Here is an 18822-nt window from a genome sequence, read left to right on the forward strand (position 1 = left end):
CACAAAGCTCATTACCCGAATGGGCACAATTCCGCGCCCCTGCAGCGCGAGAACCCCCTTGCCCACTGATTCAGTGCGGCAAGGGTTGTCATCTAGTCGTGGGTGGTCTCGTTTTTTGCCCCGCCTTTGAACCAGCGAAACAGGATGGCCATGACGGCCGCCAGAAACAGCACCAGCGAGGTGATGAGCAGCGCCCGGGTCAACAGTTCGCTGTGATGAAGGAAGAAGGGGGTATTCATCGCCAGCTTGCCCAGCAAGCTCACCGTGAGCGCCCACATAAAGGCACTGGCAAAGCTGGCCACGCACATGCGCACTACGCTCAGGCGGCCAATCCCCATCAGCATGGGGGTCAAGACCCGCACGAACGGGATAAAACGGGAGGAGAACATCGCCAGAAAACCGTACTTTTTCAGCAGCCGGGTCGCCTTGGGCAGGCTGTCGGGGGGCAGCATCCGCTCGATATGCTCCATAAAGCGGGTGCGCTGCAGGGCCCGCCCCTGCCAGTACGCCAGCACGGATCCCATCCCCGCCGCCAGCGGCAGATAGCAGAGAGTCACCTCGGGGCCAAATACCCCCATGCCCACCAGCCCGCCGGCCAGCAGCACCAGACTGTCACCCGGCAGGGGCATGAAGACGAATGCGGACTCCAGCAGCAGCACCAGCATCAGGCAACTGATCAGCAGGGGCACTGCCTGCATCTGAACCAGGGCGTCAAAATCCTGATGCCAAATGGCCATCAGCATATCCAGCATGTCACTCTCCCTACTACACGGTTCATCATGAACGAGGCAGGGGTTATAGCACTCATCCCCTGAACAAAACGTTAATTTTGTCCGGTGCAGGAAAAAAAGTGTGTAGAAATATTGCCGTAACAAGGAGGGCGAACAGCAGAGGCAAAAAGCCCCTCATCTTGCACGCACAAGGGAGAGGGGCAAACAGGCACAGAAATAAAACGGTTACTCGGCGGTGGCCATCTGCCAGGTTTTGAAGCCGCCGGAGAGATTCTTCACTTTAAAGCCGTGCTGGCTCAGCAAGCGGCAGGCGACATGGCCGCGCAGCCCGACCTGACAGCTGATAAGCAGCTCCTTCTCTTTGGGTAACTCGTGCAGACGGCTGCGCAGCTCGTCGAGGGGAATATGGATGGCACCCGGAATGCGGCCCAGCTTGTCGAGCTCGGGGCCATTGCGCACATCCACCACCAGCTGGTGAGGGTGGCGAGCCTGCACCTCGGCCACGTGGCAGAGCAGGGTGTCCCCCTTCAGGTGGTTGCTTGCCACAAAGCCCGCCATATTGATCACATCCTTGGCCGAGCCGAACGGCGGCGCATAGGTGAGCTCCATATCCTGCAGATCAAACACGGTGAGACCGGCACGCTGGGCCACCGCCAGCACGTCGATGCGCTTGTCGATGCCATCCTTGCCGATGGCCTGGGCGCCGTAAATCTTGCCATCCGGGGCAAATAGCAGCTTGAGGCTGACCGGATGGGCGCCCGGGTAGTAACCGGCATGGCTGCCCGGGTGGACATAGACCTTCTCGAACGGCAGCCCCAGCTGCACCAGTCGCTTCTCGTTGAGCCCGGTGCTGGCCACCGCCAGATCGAACAACTTGCAGATGGCGGTGCCCTGGGTCTTTTTGTAGGTTTCGCTGCGGCCCAGCATGTTGTCGGCGGCGATGCGCCCCTGCCGGTTGGCCGGGCCCGCCAGCGGGATCAGCACAGCTTCGCCGGTGACGAAGTCAATCTCTTCGACCGCATCCCCCACCGCATAGATAAAGGGATCCGAGGTACGCATCCCGGCATCTACCTTAATGCCGCCACGCGGGCCCAGCTCCAGCCCCGCCTTGGCGGCGAGCAGGGTTTCCGGTTTGACGCCGATGGCGAGGATCAGCAGGCCGGTGTCGAGGTGAGAGCCGTCATTGAGGGTCAGGCGCAGGCCACCGCTGTTGGCGGTCGGCACAGCGGAAGTCTTCTCGGCAGGCAGATCCAGACTCTCGATGGCGGTGAGGCCGGTGCGCAGGCGCAGGTCGATCCCCTCTTCCCGGATGCGGGCATGGAGCATGTTGGCCATCTCCTTGTCCACCGGCGCCATCACCTGATCGGCCAGCTCCAGCAGAGTGACATCCAGCTTGCGCTGGTGCAGTGCCTCCATCATCTCCAGCCCGATAAAGCCGCCGCCCACCACGGTGACGTGGCGCGGCTGATCGTGGTGTAGAGCCGCCAGAATGCGATCCATGTCCGGGATGTTGCGCAGGGTATAGACATGGGGGCTGTCGATACCGGGGAAGGGAGGACGGATCGGCGCCGCCCCCGGGCTCAGCAGCAGCACATCGTAATGCTCGCGCTGCTCTTCACCGGTTTGCAGGTTGCGCACCAGCAGGGTTTTGCCCGCCTTGTCGATCTCGATCACATCGTGGAAGACCCGCACATCGACGTTGAAACGGCGCTTGAAACTCTGGGGAGTCTGCAGCAGCAAGGCATCCCGGTCGGGGATATCGCCCCCGATGTGGTAGGGCAAACCGCAGTTGGCGAAGCTGACAAACTCGCCCCGCTCGAACATCACGATCTCAGCCTCTTCACTCAAACGACGAGCGCGAGCCGCTGCCGATGCGCCCCCCGCGACACCACCGATAATCAGGATCCGTTTCATCTGCAAGACTCCTCAAACATGATAATGGGCAATAAATTAGACTTTTCTAATTTAGAATTCAATGAAATTTTGTTTCACACCATTTTGCAGTATTCTTGCAACCCCGACGGTTGCTTAACAGGATGTTGTTTGTTCATGTCGTCTACCGCACTCAGTCATCTTCCTCCTGCCCTCCAGACGCCGCTCTTTTTCCGTCTGGATCTGCGCAGTCAACGGCTGGTCGCCCTGACCGACGTGATGCAAACCCCGCTCTACTGGCTCGACGAGCCGCGCGCCCCCTGGCCTGCCCAGTTGCCCGATGCCCTGCGCCAGCCCATCGAGCAACTGCTGGCCAACGGCCATGGCGGCAAGATCACCGTGCGCTTTGCCAACCAGTTGTGGCATATCGCCCTCGCCCACGAGCAGGATGGCTTCTGGCTCATCTGTCTGCAGGCCCTTCGTCAGGAGCCCATCGCCGATCTGGCATTGCAACTGCCGCGCCTCAGCCAGATGGCGAGCCAGCAACAGTATGCGCCCCTGCTCGAGGCCCTTAAAGAGAGTCTGGGGGCCGATCGGCTCATCCTCTGGCACTATCAGGCCAACGGCGATCTCGGCAGCGAGCAGCTCACCCCGGTGTTCACCCTGGGGGTCGAGGCGCTCTACCCCATTCGTGGTGACAGCCGCTATATCCGCGCCCTGCGTACCCGCAAGTCGTTGAGCTTCTCGGAGGCGGCCCACCAGCCAATGCTGAGCAATCACCTCTATCTGACCAGTGCCGGTGTGCGCTCGCGCCTCGATGGCGCCCTGCTGGAGCAGGACAAGCTGTTCGGAGTGCTGAGTCTGGAGTATCTCGATCCCACTCCGCTCAGCGAAGAGATGTTGCAGCTGGTGCGCAGCAGCGCCCAGCTGCTCGGCCACTGGCAGCCACAACCGGAAGAGTGCCGTGCCGAACTGGCCCTCCCGCCCGAGCTGCACCAGCAGACCGGCATCGATTACTGCAAGACGCTGGTGAGCTGGGCCATGCGCGCCAGCGGCGCCCGGGTGGGCTGGATCGGCGAGTTCCAGCCCCGCGGACAGGATCTCTGGATCATCCCCCGCTGCGTCATCAACGAGGAGATCTTCTCCACCCTCAAGCCCATCCAGCTCGACCCCGGCCCCGCTCAGGAGCTGTTCCAGCATGGTCAGGCCATCTATGTGGAAGATCTGCCCGTGCGCTATCCCAAGGCGACCCGGCTGCTGGCCCTCAATGCCAGCACCTATATCGGCATTCCGCTCCATGGCCAGAGCGGCGGCCCCATTGGCCAGATCACCCTGCTGCTCGATACCCCCCTTGCGGAGCCCGAGCCCCTGCTAGATCTGTTGAGCAGCCAGCACGAGCGGGCGGCGATCGAGCTCAAGCGCCTCGCCGCCGACGACGCCTTGCGGCTGGCCGAAGTGGCCTTCAATACCCACGATGGGCTGATCGTGATGGATCACAGCGGCATCATCCTCAAGGTCAACCACTCCTTCAGCCGGATCACCGGGTTTGGCGAGGTAGAGGTGATCGGTCACTCCATTCGCAAGCTGCGCCCCACCTACTACGGGGATCATCTCAAGGAGGATGTCAGCCGCACCGTCAACGAGCAGGAGTTCTGGCTCGGGGAAGAGCGCTGCCTGCACAAGGATGGCCACCTCTTTCCGGTGCGCTTGATGGTGAACGGGGTCAAGGATGAGCGGGGGGAGCTCAGCCACTTTATCTGCAGCTTCTACGACATCACCCAGGAAAAAGAGGCGGCCAAACACATCGAGCAGCTCGCCTACTACGACGATCTCTGCGGCCTGCACAACCGGCGCAGTCTCAACCAGATTTTGCAGCAGACCCTGAGCGCCTCCAACGGCCAGTGGGGCGCCCTGCTACTGGTGGATCTCGACAACTTCAAGTCGATCAACGACTCCCTCGGTCACGCCTGCGGCGATCTGCTGCTGCAGGCCGTGGTGCAGCGTTTCAGGGAGCTGCCCCAGGACAATCTGGTGCAGGCGCGCATCTCGGGGGATGAGTTTGCCCTGCTCTTTACCCAGCTTGGGCAGGGTGAGGTCACCGCCAAAATTCTGGCGGAGCACTTCGCCCGCGAGCTGATGGGGCTGTTTCGCACCCCGTTCGACATCGGTGATCACAAGCTGCACTGCAGCGCCTCGGTGGGGATCAGCCTCTTCTCCGGCAACGAGACCGATCATCTGGTCCTGATGCAACAGGCCGACACCGCGACCCACATGGCCAAGCGGGCCGGTCAGGGCCACTACGTCTTCTTCACCGAGGCGATGGCCCGGCACGAGAAGAACCGGCTGACCCTCACCAATGAGCTGCGCGATGCCCTGCGTCATCACGAGCTGCAACTGCACTATCAACCGCAATATCGGGTCGACAATGGCTCGCTGTCGGGCATCGAGGCGCTGCTGCGCTGGCAGCGTAGCGATGGCACCATGGTGCCACCCGGGGAGTTTATCCCCATCGCCGAAGAGACCAGCCTGATCCTCGAGATCGGCTACTGGGTGATGAAGACCGCCTGCGCCCAATACAGCTTCTGGCTCAACCGCGGCCTGCAGATCCCCCACCTGTCGGTCAACGTCAGCGCCCGCCAGTTCCACACCCAGGGCTTCGTACAGCAGGTGGAGTACATTCTGCGCGACACCGGCGTGCCCCCCTCCCGCCTGCTGCTGGAGGTGACCGAATCGGTAGTGCTGGAGAATCGGCGCGAGAGCATCGCCAGAATGCGCCAGCTCAAGGAGCTGGGCATCCTCATCTCCATCGACGACTTCGGCACCGGCTACTCGTCGCTGGCCTATCTACGGGATCTGCCCGCCGATGAGGTGAAGCTCGACAGAAGCTTCATTCAGACCCTGGTGCACAGCGAACAGGACAGGGCCATCGTCAAGGCGATACTCGACCTGGCCCAGGTCTTCCGCTTTACCGTCACCGCCGAAGGAGTGGAAGAGGAGGCGCAACTTGCCATCCTCAAAGCGTTGGGATGCCAGCATTATCAAGGGTTTCTCACCAGTCGGCCGCTCACCGTCAAGGCGCTGGAGCAGCTGCTTGGCAGCCGGACGCCGGACTAAAGGTGTAGGATCAATAGGGGTTTATGTAATAAAATCACGGCCTGCTCGAATCGTTGGAGTTGTTTATGTCTGTCATTAATCGGATCCCTGCCGTTGAAATCAGCCAGCCAGCCGGATCTCACGGCACCATTGGCCGGATCCATTCCGTCGAAACCTGCGGCACTGTCGATGGTCCGGGGATACGCTTTATCGTATTCATGCAAGGCTGCCTGATGCGCTGCAAGTACTGCCATAACCGCGATACCTGGGATACCGAAGGTGGCCGCGAAGTGACCGTACCGGAGTTGATGAGTGACATCACCAGCTATCGCCACTTCATGAATGCCTCCGGCGGTGGCGTGACAGCGTCCGGCGGTGAAGCCATGCTGCAACCGGCTTTCATTACCGAGCTGTTTACCGCTTGCAAAGAGAAAGGGATCCACACCTGTCTCGACACCAACGGCTTCGTCCGTCATCTCGACGAACAGGTGGACAAGCTGCTCGACCAGACCGATCTGGTGCTGCTCGACATCAAACAGATCAATGACGAGAAACACATTCCGCTGACCCACGTCAGCAACAGATACACCCTGGAGTTTGCCCGCTATCTGGCGGCCAAAGGCAAGACCATGTGGATCCGCTACGTGGTGGTACCGACCTGGAGCGACGACGACGAGAGCGCCGAAGGGCTGGGCCAGTTCATCGCCGAGCTGGGCGAGAGCGTGGAGAAGGTGGAGCTGCTCCCCTACCACGAGCTGGGCAAACACAAGTGGGATGTGCTGGGCGACCCGTACGAGCTGAGCGGGATCAAGCCTCCCAGCAAGGAGACCATGGAACGGGTCAAGGGCATCCTTGGCAAGTACCACGACAACGTCAAATATTGATGGTAAAAGCAGGCTGACTCGTCAGCCTGCTCTGCTATGGGGCAGTCGGGAAGGCTGCCCGGACTCTACTGCATGAATGGACGACAAGATGAGTGAAGGACAACTCGCCGCCCTCCTGATCTGGCTGGTACTGCTGGCCTTTAGCCTGCGCCGCTCCCTGTGGCAAACCCTCCATGACAACCCTCTCTATCAGCACCTGTTGCTGGGCAGTGCCATCGCGCTGGTGCCGCTCTGGTATCTAAGGGCCGGTCTGCATGAGGGGCTGGAGGTCCATTTTCTCGGGCTCACCTCCCTCACCCTGCTGCTGGGCTGGCGGCTGGCGCTGCTTGCCCCCTGTCTGACCCTGCTGGTGCTCGGCTACTTCGGTGTCACCAACCTGGCCGATTTTGGCTGGCAGGCACTGGTGGGCATCGCCCTGCCGGTAGCCACCAGCTGGCTGCTGTTTCTGGCCAGCTGGGCCTGGCTGCCGCGCCACCTCTTTGTCTATATCTTCGTGGCGGCGTTTCTCGGCGGCGCCCTCACCATCTCGGTCAAGGTGGTAGCCAGCGCGTTGCTGATGGGACTGAGCGACAGCTACCCCTGGCACACCATCACGGCGGATTACCTCTCCATCTGGCCGCTGCTGCTGTTCCCCGAGGCGCTGCTCAACGGCATGGCGATGACGGTGCTGGCCATCTACCGCCCCCACTGGGTCAATACCTTCTTCGACCGCACCTATCTGGGCCAGTAACTCTCTCTTCCCTGATTTGCGTCCATAAAAAAGGAGAGGCCATCGCCTCTCCTTTTGATCTTCCGAATTGTGCCAGTTACTGGCTTAGTGCAGCTTCAGGGTCGGGCGCAGTACCCGGTTGATGCGACCCACCAGCATGATGAGGCCAGTCTTGACGTAGCCGTGCAGGGCGATCTGGTGCATCCGGTAGAGGGAGATGTACACCAGACGGGCGATGTAGCCTTCCACCATCATGGAGCCGCGCATCAGGTTGCCCATCAGGCTGCCCACGGTGGAGAAGCGACTGAGGGACACCAGCGAACCGTGGTCGTGGTAGAGGTAGGGCTTCAGCTCGCCACCGTTCAGCTTGGCCAGAATGTTCTTGAACGCCTGGCTGGCCATCTGGTGGGCAGACTGGGCGCGCGGCGGCACAAACTTGCCATCCGGCTGCGGGCAGGCCGCGCAGTCACCGATAACGAAGATGTTCTCGTCACGGGTGGTCTGCAGGGTCTCTTTCACCACCAGCTGGTTGATGCGGTTGGTCTCGAGACCGGCGATGTCCTTCATGAAGTCCGGCGCCTTGATACCGGCCGCCCACACCATCAGGTCCGCTTCAATCAGCTCGCCATCCTTGGTGTGAAGACCTTCGGCCGTCGCTTCGGTGATCATGGTGGCGGTACGCACGTCCACACCCAGCTTGACCAGCTCCTGATGGGCGGCGCCGCTGATGCGCTCCGGCAGGGCCGGCAGAATGCGCGGGCCCGCTTCCACCAGCGTCACCTTCAGGCTGTCGGTGGTGAGGTTCTTGAAGCCGTAGGCGTAGAGCTGCTCGACCGCGTTGTAGAGCTCGGCAGAGAGCTCGACGCCGGTGGCGCCGCCGCCGACGATGGCAATCTTCACCTTGTCGCCCGGCTTATATTCAGTCGCGAACTGCAGGAAGCGGTTCATCATGCTGTTATGGAAACGGTGCGCCTGGGAGGGGCTATCGAGGAAGATGCAGTGATCCTTGATCCCCTTGGTGTTGAAGTCGTTGGAGACAGAACCGATGGCCATCACCAGGACGTCGTAAGGCACGGCGCGCTCGTTGACCACGATGTCGCCATTGTCGTCGTGGATCGGGGCCAGCACGATGCGCTTCTCGTCGCGCTGGATGTCGGTCAGGGTGCCGAGCTGGAAGTCGAAGCCGTGGTTCTTGGCATGGGACTGGTAGCTCAGGGCATCGATGCCCGCATCCATGGAGCCGGTGGCCACTTCGTGCAGCAACGGCTTCCACAGGTGGGTGCGGTTACGGTCAACCAGGGTGATCTTGGCCTTGTTCTTTTTGCCAAGCTTGCGACCCAGACTGGTGGCCAGCTCCAGGCCACCGGCGCCGCCGCCTACAACGACAATATTCATCATGATGATTTTCCTCGGTTCCTCAAAACGAAAGGGAGCCATTGGCTCCCTAAAACGAAATCGGTCGACGTGATGGATCAGGCTTCTTTGAAGGCCTTCATCCGCTGCAGATGATGCGAGATATTTTTGAACTTATGGGTCTCGCGCTCATCCCACACGATGTCGTAATAGTTCTTCAATTCACGTTCAGTGTCCCGATTATCGCGCACTTCATCCTGAACGGAAAGGATGCACAGACAGTTTCCTGAATTTTTCTTACGAAATTCAGTTACACACTTGGTACCGATATCGTCATATTCCTCCGGCCGGTCGATCTTGCCCTGCATGTTCTCTTCCGGATGGAGGTTGGGGTTGAAGAGCACCTGGCGAATACCGCACAGAAAACCGATCCGCTCGCTCCAGTAAGCACCAAGACCCACGCCGCAGATCAACGGTTTGGGATCGGTACTCATATCGAGCTGCTTCTTCACTTCCTTGAGCAGGTGGCTCATATCATGACGGGGGTGAACCGTGCTGTAGTGCACGAAACGCACATCATCATCAATAAACTGCAACTGCAGCACTTTCTCGTGATTGCCGGGGCTGGTGGCATCAAAGCCATGCAGATAGATGATCATGGATAAGACCTCAGGAACTGTGTCGGTTTTATCGAAACTACCCCAGCGGCGGCCCCGCGCGCCACCAAAACATCCAACTTTCTTGCTTTGGATCACGCCCATAGACCTGATCATGGCCCGTCACGACGGCGTTGCTCACCTAGGGGCCAGCGATTGGCTATCAAAGTGAGAGTGGCCTCCCGATAATGATAAAAACATTACCAATGTGAGATCCCCCTCCCGCTCGATGCAGCGCCACCTTGGCCACTTATCTGGCCGGGATGTGACTCATCCCACAAAAACAAGGCGTTAGCGCCAAACGTTTTCGCTCATGACCGGCGTTGTGCATGTTTTGTGCACTAACCCGTGCTGCACCGGATCCCTCTCACCACTGCAAAGGGATCTGGCACGTCAGTCAATACACGAGATCAATGACCGGGAAAGCCACGGCTTTCACTATCTTGCCTGTAGCGGTTGCGCGGGCTTCAAGGAGTGATCTGTTCATGAACGAGACCAACCCCCCCTCCCCTCGTCCGGGTACGCGCAAGCGCCCGGTGGATGAAGTGGAGCGCATGCTCCCCATGGGCCAGCTCTTTACCCTCGGCCTGCAACATGTGCTGGTGATGTATGCCGGTGCCGTGGCGGTGCCACTGGTGATCGGCGGCAGTCTGGGGCTGCCCAAGGATCAAATCTCCTACCTCATCAGTTCGGATCTCTTCTGCTGCGGCATCGTCACCCTGCTGCAATGTGTCGGGATTGGCCGCTTTGCCGGGATCCGGCTGCCGGTCATCATGTCGGTCACCTTTGCCGCCGTGATGCCGATGCTGGCCATCGGCGGCAATCCGGATCTGGGGCTGACCGGTATCTTCGGCGCCACCATCGCCGCCGGTATCATCTCGACCCTGTTGGTGCCGCTGATCGGCCGGTTGATGCCGCTCTTCCCCACGGTGGTGACCGGGGTGGTCATCACCTCCATCGGGATCAGCATCATGCAGGTGGGGATCGACTGGATGGCGGGGGGCAAGGGCAATCCGGAATATGGCAGCCTGCGCTATATCGGCACCAGCTTTGTGGTGCTCGCCTTCATCTTGCTGGTGACCCGCTTCACCAAGGGCTTTTTCAGCAATATCTCGGTGCTGCTCGGGATCATCTTCGGTTTCGTGGTGGCCATCGCCATGGGTGAAGTGAGCCTAGACGGCCTCGGCAATGCGGCCTGGTTTGCCCCCATAGTGCCGTTCGCGTTCGGCTGGCCCACCTTCGACCCCATCTCCATCGCCACCCTGACGGTGATCATGCTCATCACCTTTATCGAGTCGATGGGGATGTTTCTGGCGCTTGGCGACATCGTTGGCCATCCGGCCAGTCGCGGCGACATAGTACGCGGGCTTCGGGTCGATGCCATCGGCACCATCGTCGGCGGGGTCTTCAACAGCTTCCCCCACACCTCGTTTTCCCAGAATATCGGGCTGGTGAGCGTGACCGGAGTATCGAGTCGCTGGGTCTGCGTGATGTCGGGGGGGATCCTGCTCGCCTTTGGCCTCATCCCCAAGATGTCGGTGCTGGTCGCCTCCATCCCGCCCTTCGTATTGGGCGGTGCAGGCATAGTGATGTTCGGCATGGTGCTGGCGACCGGCATTCGCATTCTGGCGCGCGCCGATTACAACACCAACCGCCACAACCTTTACATCGTCGCCATCAGCCTCGGGGTCGGCATGATCCCCACCGTTTCAGGGAATTTCTTCCAGCACTTCCCGGCGGCCGCACAACCGCTGTTTCATAGCGGCATCCTGCTGGCCACCATCAGCTCGGTGGCACTCAACCTCTTCTTCAACGGCTATCAGCCTGATCTGAGTCACCAGACCCGTCCTCTGTTCGTTGGTCCCATCAAACCGGAGCAGGAGCAGGCATAACAAACAGGCCCCGGACAGCGAGACTGTCCGGGGCCTGTTGTTCACATCGCCACTCAACCAATCAGGCTGGCAGCTGTTCGAAGCGTTCTACCGCCTGCGCTACCTGTGCCAAACTCCCCTGCCAGAAGGCGGCCTCACAGATATCCTGCCCCAGATGTTTCGCCACCAGATCTTCGGCACTCATCCGGCCGGTATCGCGCAGCAAGGCGCGATACGCCTCGGCAACACCCTCTTCCCCCGCCGCCTTGCGGCTCATCAACAGCTGATAGACCCCGAGGCTGAACAGATAACCAAACAGATAGGGGTAGTTGTAAAAACCCAGCCCCGCGATGGAGAAGTGCGCCTTGGCCGCCCAGAACATGGGGTGATAGCGGGTCAGGCTCCCCTCATACCAGCGTCCCCACGCCTCGTCGGTCAGCGCCTTGAGCCGCTCTGCCGGCACATAGCCCTGCGCCCGCTCGGCCACCAAGGCCTGCTCGAAATCGAAGCGAGCCGGGATATTGACCAGGAAGGTAGCCGCGCCATCGGCCTCCGCCCAGGCGATGGCAAGCTGATCTTCCGGGCTTTGCGCCTGCTCGAACAGAGCGCTGCGCACCAGGGTTTCGGCAAAGATGGAGGCGGTCTCCGCCAGCGTCATGGGGTAGCTGCGCTGGCTCATCGGCAGATCGCGAATGACCCAGTTGTGCCAGGCGTGGCCCAGCTCGTGCGCCAGGGTGATGACGTTATCCATGGTACCGGCATAGGTGACGAAGACCCGCGGCTCCACCGGCGCGGCAAACTTGGTGCAGTAGGCACCGGTGCGGCGATTTGGCGTAGGTGCCGCATCAATCCACCCCTGCTCGGCCATCATGCGGGCAAACGCCCCCATCTCGGGATCGAAACGGCTAAAGGCATCGGCAATCAACTCGATCGCTTCCTCAAACGGGATCTCGCGGCTGCTGGCAGCAGGGGGCGGCGCAAACAGATCCTCCGGCCCCAGCTCGTCAAGTCCGAGCCGCGCAGCCATCAGCCCCAGAGCACGCTGGCCCAGCCCACGGGCCCGCCAGGTTTCACTCATCAGAGCATCAAGGGTGGCGCGTTCGATATGACTCTGATGGCAGGAGAGATCCAGCGCATCGAGCACACGGGTTTTGCCACGCTGACGGGCCAGCTCCAGCCGCCAGCCGTTGAGGGCATTGAGGATGGCGGCAACCGTCTCCTGCTCCCCTTCCCAACCGGCGCTGATGGCATCAAAGGCTTCCAGACGCAGGGCCCGCACCGGGCTGGAGAGCAGATTGCTCGCCTCGGCCAGCCCCATCTCGCGGCCATCAAGGGTTAAGCGGATCTTGCCCACCAGATCGTTGTAGAGGTTGCCCCAGCCGTGCAAGCCATCGGTGCCAAGGCCGATCACCAGCTGCTCCGCTTCCACCGGCAGGCGCTGATCCTGCAAGCGACGCTCATGGCACAAGCGGTACGCCTCCTCGCCAAGCAGCGGATCCCTCATCAGCGCGGCGAATTCCTCTTCCGGCAGCGCCAGCATCAGATCGTCCACTGGCGCCAGGGTCTTGAACAGATCGGCGTTGAGGGCACGGGCACGGGACGCCAACTGTTTGGCCTGCGGATCCCGCGCATCCTGACTGCCGCGACACGCCGCCAGAATGGCGACGTTCCAGCCGATATGGCGAATATCACGGGCGCGCAGCCGCACTTCCCGCAAAAAATCCTGCAGCGCAGCGTCATCGCCGCGCACCCCGTCCAGACCCGCCATATAGCTGGCCAGCTCTTCCAGCGCGTGGCGGGCGGCGCGCATGTCCGCTTCCAGCTCGGGGCTGTCGAGGCCCGGGTAGATATGGTCGTTATTCCACTGTTGTTGATACATAGCTTCTCGCAAAGGCCTTCATCGGGAGGCGCAACAGACCTGCGGGCACCAAGCCCGAGGCTCGGTCTCCCGAAGGCAGAAAAAGCCCGAAGGCAAAAAAATGAAGAGAGGAAAAAAAGAGAAAATAGCCCGCAAGTTCACTTATCCCTTGGCCGGGGCAAGACGGCTCACCAGCGTCATCACCGCAACCAGCAGCAGACCCGCCACCACTCCGGCCACGGCGTTGAGCAGGGTCGGCGTCACCGCCGCCAGTACGGCCCCCACGGTCGGCAAGGTGGCAACGACAGCGGCTGCCCCTTCGATCAAGTGATGGGCAAAGGGCCAGCCGTGCACCAGAATGCCGCCGCCCACCATAAACATGGCGATGGTGCCGACCAGTGCCAACAGGTGCATCAGACGCGGCGCCGTCACCAGCAGCCCCTGCCCCACCGCACGGCGCAGGGCGCTGCCATCGGGCTTTTGCAGCAGGTGCAGGCCGATATCGTCGAGCTTGACGATCAGCCCCACCAGCCCGTATACACCCACCGTCATCAGCACGGCGATGCCCGCTACCACCGAGAGCTGCAGCGCGAGGCTCGCCCCCTGTACCGTGCCAAGGGCGATGACGATGATCTCGGCAGAAAGAATAAAATCGGTGCGGATCGCCCCTTTCACCTTCTGCTGCTCGAAGGCGGCCAAATCATCGGGAATGGGGGTGGCGTGAGTCTCTCCCTCGCTCGCCTCATGGGGCAGAAACTTGTGCGCCAGCTTCTCGGCACCTTCAAAGCAGAGGTAAGCGCCCCCCAGCATCAAGAGCGGCGTGATCAGCCAAGGCACCAGCGCACTGATGGCGATGGCGGCGGGCACCAGGATCAGCTTGTTGCGAAATGAGCCCTTGGCCACCGCCCACACCACCGGCAGCTCCCGCTCGGCGCGCACCCCGGAGACCTGCTCCGCGTTGAGGGCAAGATCGTCCCCCAGCACCCCGGCGGTCTTCTTCGCCGCCATCTTGGTCATCAGTGCCACGTCATCGAGCACGCTGGCAATATCGTCGAGCAGGGCCAACAAACTGGTTCCAGCCATATCAAAGATCCCTTGTATCAGTGAGAAACGTCTTCCCGAAAAATGTCTCGCGCTTGTTCACCACGACCTTGGTCATCAGTGCCACGTCATCGAGCAGGGCCAACAAACTGGTTCCGGCCATATCGGTGATTCCTTATATCAGTGATGCAAACCCCCTCAGAGAGAGCGACAGGATAAGCACACCCGCTTCATCGCTCCGGGGTTACGTCTTTCGGGCAAAAGATGGCACAGTGTAACGAGAAGCCGCCGTTTCGGCAGCACCCCTGAGCCATTTGATCTTGGTTCCCTCTGAATCACCTCAAGGAGTTCCCATGCAACCCTGGCAACCTCTGCTCGATCTCTGGTTTGGCGACGAGGCCGATGACGCCCTACGGGCCACCCGGCAAGCCCCCCTCTGGTGGGGAAAAAGCAGCGAAACGGATACCCTGCTGGCCAGCCTCTTCGGCGAGCTGGCACGGGCCGCGGCCGAAGGCAGCCTCGCCCACTGGGCCGATGCCCCCAGCGGTCGGCTGGCGCTGATCCTGCTGCTTGACCAGCTGCCGCGCAATATCCATCGCGGCACGCCTGCGGCCTTTGCCCAGGATCCGCTGGCACGGGATCTCTGCCTGAAAGGATTGTCCATCGGGGCTGACCAATCCCTCTCGCCACTGGCGCGGGTCTTCTTCTATCTGCCGCTGGAGCACGCAGAATCCCGCGAACAGCAGGCCAGAAGCGTGGCCCTGTTCGAGGCGCTGGCAGCGAAACAGGCCAGCACACCGGCGCAAGCGACCTTCGCCGGATTTGCCGACTTTGCCCGCCGCCATCAGGTGATCATCGAACGCTTTGGCCGCTTCCCCCACCGCAACGACATACTGGGTCGCACCAGCACGCCGGAAGAGGCGGCATTTTTGCAGCAACCGGGCTCGGGCTTCTGAAACCCGCCATATAAAAAATCCCCGTCATGGTCATGACGGGGATTTTTCGTTCAACCTGCCAACCCTGCGGGCGGCTTAAACCGTTGTTACGCCTTGGCGGGCTCACGCTCGCCCAGTTCATCGGTCTCGCCCAGACTGTCTTCGGTCTTGGCCACCACGCTGGCGGCGATGGCGTTACCCAGCACGTTGGTGGCAGAGCGGCCCATGTCGAGGAAGTGGTCGATACCCAGCAGCAACAGGATGCCCGCTTCCGGAATATGGAACTGGTTCAGGGTGGCGGCAATCACCACCAGAGAGGCGCGCGGCACCCCGGCCATCCCCTTGGAGGTGACCATCAGCAGCAGCAGCATGGTGATCTGCTGGGCCATGGAGAGCTCGATGCCATAAGCCTGGGCGATGAACATCACCGCGAAGGTGCAATACATCATGGAGCCATCGAGGTTGAAGGAGTAACCCATCGGCAGCACGAAACTGGCGATGCGCTTGTCACAGCCGAACTTCTCCAGACGATCCAGGGTCTTGGGATAGGCGGCTTCAGAGCTGGCGGTAGAGAAGGCCAGCAGGATAGGTTCGCGGATAAGCGCCAGCAATTTGATGACGCGACCACGCAGGAAGACGCTACCCATGGCGATCAGCAGCAACCAGAGGCAGGCCAGCGCGATGTAGAACTGAGCCATAAAGCTGCCGTAAGTAACCAGAATACCCAGCCCCTCTTTGGCGACCATGGCGGCGATGGCACCAAATACCGCGAACGGCGCAAAGTTCATCACGTAACCGGTCACTTTCAGCATGATCTCGGCAGCGCTGGCCATCAGCACCACCACCGGCTTGGCCAGATCGCCCAGCGCGGCAGCAGCCAGACCGAAGAAGAGGGAGAACACCACGATCTGCAGGATCTCGTTGGTGGCCATCGCCTCGACCACGCTTTTGGGGATGGCGTGGGTCACAAAATCTTTCAGGGTAATGGCACCGGCAGCAATACCGGAACTGGCGGTGTCATTGGGCAGGGAGAGTGAAAGACCCACGCCCGGCTGCATCAGGGTCACCATCACCAGACCCAGGCTCAGTGACATCAGGGAGGCCAGCATGAACCAGCCGAGGGTTTTGGCGCCGATGCGGCCGACAGTGCGGGTGTCGCCCATCTTGGCGATGCCGACCACCAGAGTGGTGAAGACCAGCGGTGCGATGATCATCTTGATCAGTCGCAGGAAGATATCGGTCAGGATAGTGATGTTATTGGCGAAATCCGCAGCCTGATCTGCGGCAAACATGCGATAGCCCTGGCCGGTGAGGATGCCAAACATCATGGAGATGAGGATGGCGACCGTCAGTTTATTCATTTTCATGGGGGAGTCCCGGTTTTGATTGGTGCAAGCCGTTAACGGTGGCATGGGAGCCACTACAGTCCGTTTTTGTGATCCGAGCCGTTGATTCCTGGCGGCTGGTATGCTGGGAGAATGCCTAAAAGCAGGGGGTAAATCTAGAGGGTTGTTCCAGAATTTTATGCTGCCATTAGGTGTATGTGATATGGATCTTGCAAGCCACCAATATTAATCGCTGTTTGTTTTAATTGTGGCGAGATATTTCGCGTTGAGGGTTCGCTCATCGATTGCCCGTGGCAACAGGCGAAAAGTGAGCAGCGCCGAGATGCGGTGCTGCACCTGCATCTGGGCCATAAAGAGATCCGGTTCATCCTCGTCAAAGCCGAAGATCGGCCGCGATGGCGTCACCCTGACGGCATCACGGGTAATGGTCAGCTCATCGACGCCGAGCCAGCTATAGCCTTCTGCGAGCGCCAGCTCCCCTGCCCGCTTGAGCACATATTTGCGGGCGGTCTCCCTGTCCACCAGATCGTTGCCGACAAACTCCAGCTGCCATTTGTCCGGGCCAAGCCGGGTCTGGGAGAAACCGGTCTGGCCATTCCAGAACGACTTTTCACTCTGGTAAGGGGTGGCGCAGCCCGCAAGCAGCAAGGTGAACATCAGCAGACAAACCGGTTTGAACAGAGATGCAAACACAGAGGACCTCGGCTGGGGGGGGTGAGCAACTGAGCCGTTACTACAGCACAAACCCCGGTGGCGACACAATCACAGTGGCCATCTCCGCTCTCCGCTGCTTCTAGCCGCCTCTTCTACCCGTCTCTGTTCGCAGCTGCCTCTGCCCGCCTGTCCGGGCCACACACCGGCGCCGAATTGCGCGCAAAAGAAAAGGCCTTGTCGTTTGACAAGGCCTTTACCGGGGAATTTGGTCGGTGTGAGAGGATTCGAACCTCCGACCCTCTACACCCCATGCAGATGCGCTACCTGGCTGCGCTACACACCGACGGAGTCAGCTCGGCTGACGGGGGCAGAGTTTATGGAGATGACCCCGCCCTGTCAACAGGGAAACACGGCCAATTCCCCGACCACGGTGCGTTCGCCTGCTTTGCGAACAATCAGCGGTTAAAGGTCAGCCGCTTGCCCAAAATACCGTCGCTGACCTGACCGTTCTGCCAGGCGATCTGGCCGTTCACCAGCGTCATCTCCACCGTGCTGTGGAAGCGGTAGCCGTTGAAGGGCGACCAGCCGCAGTGGTAGAGAAGGTTGTCATCGTTGACCACATAGGGTTTGCCCAGATCCAGCAGCACCAGATCGGCGAAGTAACCTTCGCGGATGTAACCGCGATCTTCCACCTGAAAACGCTCGGCCACCGCGTGGGAGGTCTTCTTGACGATGGTCTCCAGGGTGAACACGCCGTTGTGGTAGAGCTCCAGCAGCGCCTGCAGGGAGTGTTGTACCAGCGGCACGCCGGACGGCGCCTTGAAGTAGCTGTTCTGCTTCTCTTCCCAGGTGTGGGGGGCGTGGTCGGTGGCGATGATATCGAGCACATCGTTGCGCACCGCATCGAGCAGGGCGTGCTGATCGGCCGCGCTCTTCACCGCTGGGTTGCACTTGATCTGGCTACCCAGGGTGTCGTAATCGGCCTCGTTGAAGAACAGATGGTGCACACACACCTCTGCGGTGATGTTCTTGTCCTTCAGCTCGCGCAGATCCGGAGTGGCGGTAAAGAGCGACAGCTCCTTGGCCGAGGTCAGGTGCAGCACGTGCAGCTTGGCGCCGTACTGTTTGGCCAGCGCCACCGCCATGCTGGAGGATTTGTAGCACGCCTCGTCACTGCGAATGCGGCCGTGCTCGCTCATCGGCACATTCTCGCCCCACTTGGCCCGCGCCGCCTCTTCCGCCTTGGCGATGGTCGGGGTGTCTTCGCAGTGGGTGACGATCATCACCGGACTCTCGCGGAAGATGGCCGCCAGGGTCTCCTGATTGTCCACCAGCATGTTGCCGGTCGAGGAGCCCATGAACACCTTGACCCCGCAGGACTGCTTGGGGTCGAGGCGTTTGATCTCTTCCAGGTTGTCGTTGGTGGCGCCGAGATAGAAGCTGTAGTTGGCAACGGAGGAGTTGGCGGCGATCTGGTATTTGGCTTCGAGGGCTTCGAGGGTGGTGGTCTGGGGATTGACGTTGGGCATTTCCATGAAACTGGTGGTGCCACCGGCGACGGCGGCGCGGGATTCGCTGGCGATGGTCCCCTTGTGGGTCAATCCCGGCTCCCGGAAGTGGACCTGATCATCGATCATTCCGGGGATCAGGTGACGACCTGCGGCATCGATAACCAGCGCATCGGGCGCCTCGATATCCGGGGCGATGCGGGCAATCCGTTCCCCCTCGATCAACACATCGGAGGCATAGATGCGGCCTTCGTTGACCAGGGTGGCATTTTTGATAAGCAGTTTGTTCATGGGGGGTTCCAGTTCCTTTG

General features: G+C 60.8%; 14 protein-coding genes and 1 tRNA gene. 5 read left to right on the forward strand and 10 right to left on the reverse strand.

Going from position 1 to position 18822, the window contains the following annotated elements; genetic code table 11:
• Window positions 1-92: 92 nt before the first annotated feature.
• Both PG888_RS14610 and PG888_RS14615 read right to left on the reverse strand, forming a co-directional pair.
• Window positions 93-752, reverse strand: coding sequence for a DedA family protein (locus PG888_RS14610; protein WP_111805882.1), 660 nt, complete (start codon window positions 750-752; stop codon window positions 93-95).
• A 204-nt stretch (window positions 753-956) separates the two neighbouring features.
• Window positions 957-2645, reverse strand: coding sequence for an FAD-dependent oxidoreductase (locus PG888_RS14615; protein WP_270693655.1), 1689 nt, complete (start codon window positions 2643-2645; stop codon window positions 957-959).
• A gap of 135 nt (window positions 2646-2780) precedes the next feature.
• Between PG888_RS14615 and PG888_RS14620 the strand changes: the two genes are divergently transcribed.
• The 3 genes from PG888_RS14620 to PG888_RS14630 all read left to right on the forward strand — a co-directional run bounded on the left by PG888_RS14620 (window position 2781) and on the right by PG888_RS14630 (window position 7310).
• Complete coding sequence (locus PG888_RS14620) at window positions 2781-5717, forward strand: sensor domain-containing phosphodiesterase (protein ID WP_270693656.1); 2937 nt, start codon at window positions 2781-2783, stop codon at window positions 5715-5717.
• Window positions 5718-5782: 65 nt separating this feature from the next.
• Entirely contained in the window at window positions 5783-6580 is a 798-nt protein-coding gene (gene pflA / locus PG888_RS14625) for a pyruvate formate lyase 1-activating protein (RefSeq protein WP_270693657.1), read from the forward strand.
• 88 nt (window positions 6581-6668) lie between these two features.
• Complete coding sequence (locus PG888_RS14630; RefSeq protein ID WP_069527773.1) at window positions 6669-7310, forward strand: energy-coupling factor ABC transporter permease; 642 nt, start codon at window positions 6669-6671, stop codon at window positions 7308-7310.
• An 84-nt stretch (window positions 7311-7394) separates the two neighbouring features.
• Here PG888_RS14630 and PG888_RS14635 read toward each other — a convergent pair whose 3' ends face one another.
• Both PG888_RS14635 and ycfP read right to left on the reverse strand, forming a co-directional pair.
• A complete protein-coding gene (locus PG888_RS14635) occupies window positions 7395-8687 on the reverse strand; it encodes an NAD(P)/FAD-dependent oxidoreductase (RefSeq protein WP_270693659.1) in 1293 nt (430 codons plus the stop codon).
• Window positions 8688-8761: 74 nt separating this feature from the next.
• Window positions 8762-9301, reverse strand: a complete 540-nt coding sequence (gene ycfP / locus PG888_RS14640) for an alpha/beta hydrolase YcfP (protein WP_042061892.1) — start codon at window positions 9299-9301, stop codon at window positions 8762-8764.
• A 482-nt stretch (window positions 9302-9783) separates the two neighbouring features.
• Between ycfP and PG888_RS14645 the strand changes: the two genes are divergently transcribed.
• Window positions 9784-11190 carry a nucleobase:cation symporter-2 family protein gene (locus tag PG888_RS14645; RefSeq protein WP_042657363.1) on the forward strand — a complete coding sequence of 469 codons (1407 nt, stop codon included), beginning with the start codon at window positions 9784-9786 and terminating at the stop codon, window positions 11188-11190.
• Between the two features lie 61 nt (window positions 11191-11251).
• On the opposite strand, the gene PG888_RS14650 is transcribed toward PG888_RS14645, so the two are convergent.
• Window positions 11252-13048, reverse strand: coding sequence for a M3 family oligoendopeptidase (locus tag PG888_RS14650; protein ID WP_270693660.1), 1797 nt, complete (start codon window positions 13046-13048; stop codon window positions 11252-11254).
• A 141-nt stretch (window positions 13049-13189) separates the two neighbouring features.
• Window positions 13190-14110: a DUF808 domain-containing protein gene (locus tag PG888_RS14655; protein WP_270693662.1), complete on the reverse strand. Its 921-nt coding sequence runs from the start codon at window positions 14108-14110 to the stop codon at window positions 13190-13192.
• Window positions 14111-14421: 311 nt separating this feature from the next.
• Between PG888_RS14655 and PG888_RS14660 the strand changes: the two genes are divergently transcribed.
• Entirely contained in the window at window positions 14422-15024 is a 603-nt protein-coding gene (locus PG888_RS14660; protein ID WP_270693664.1) for a DUF924 family protein, read from the forward strand.
• 86 nt (window positions 15025-15110) lie between these two features.
• Here PG888_RS14660 and PG888_RS14665 read toward each other — a convergent pair whose 3' ends face one another.
• The 4 genes from PG888_RS14665 to PG888_RS14680 form a co-directional block, all read right to left on the reverse strand.
• On the reverse strand, window positions 15111-16370 hold the full coding sequence (locus tag PG888_RS14665; RefSeq protein WP_042657367.1) for a dicarboxylate/amino acid:cation symporter: 1260 nt from the start codon (window positions 16368-16370) through the stop codon (window positions 15111-15113).
• Window positions 16371-16574: 204 nt separating this feature from the next.
• The gene (locus PG888_RS14670) at window positions 16575-17042 is read right to left on the reverse strand and encodes a CC0125/CC1285 family lipoprotein (protein WP_270693666.1); all 468 of its coding nucleotides are present in this window, start codon (window positions 17040-17042) and stop codon (window positions 16575-16577) included.
• Between the two features lie 227 nt (window positions 17043-17269).
• Window positions 17270-17346: transfer RNA gene (locus tag PG888_RS14675), tRNA-Pro, on the reverse strand.
• Between the two features lie 112 nt (window positions 17347-17458).
• Window positions 17459-18802, reverse strand: a complete 1344-nt coding sequence (locus PG888_RS14680) for a dihydroorotase (protein ID WP_042655842.1) — start codon at window positions 18800-18802, stop codon at window positions 17459-17461.
• Window positions 18803-18822: the final 20 nt, after the last annotated feature.

The sequence above is a fragment of the Aeromonas sp. QDB23 genome (assembly GCF_027707745.1).
Lineage (GTDB): Bacteria > Pseudomonadota > Gammaproteobacteria > Enterobacterales > Aeromonadaceae > Aeromonas > Aeromonas allosaccharophila.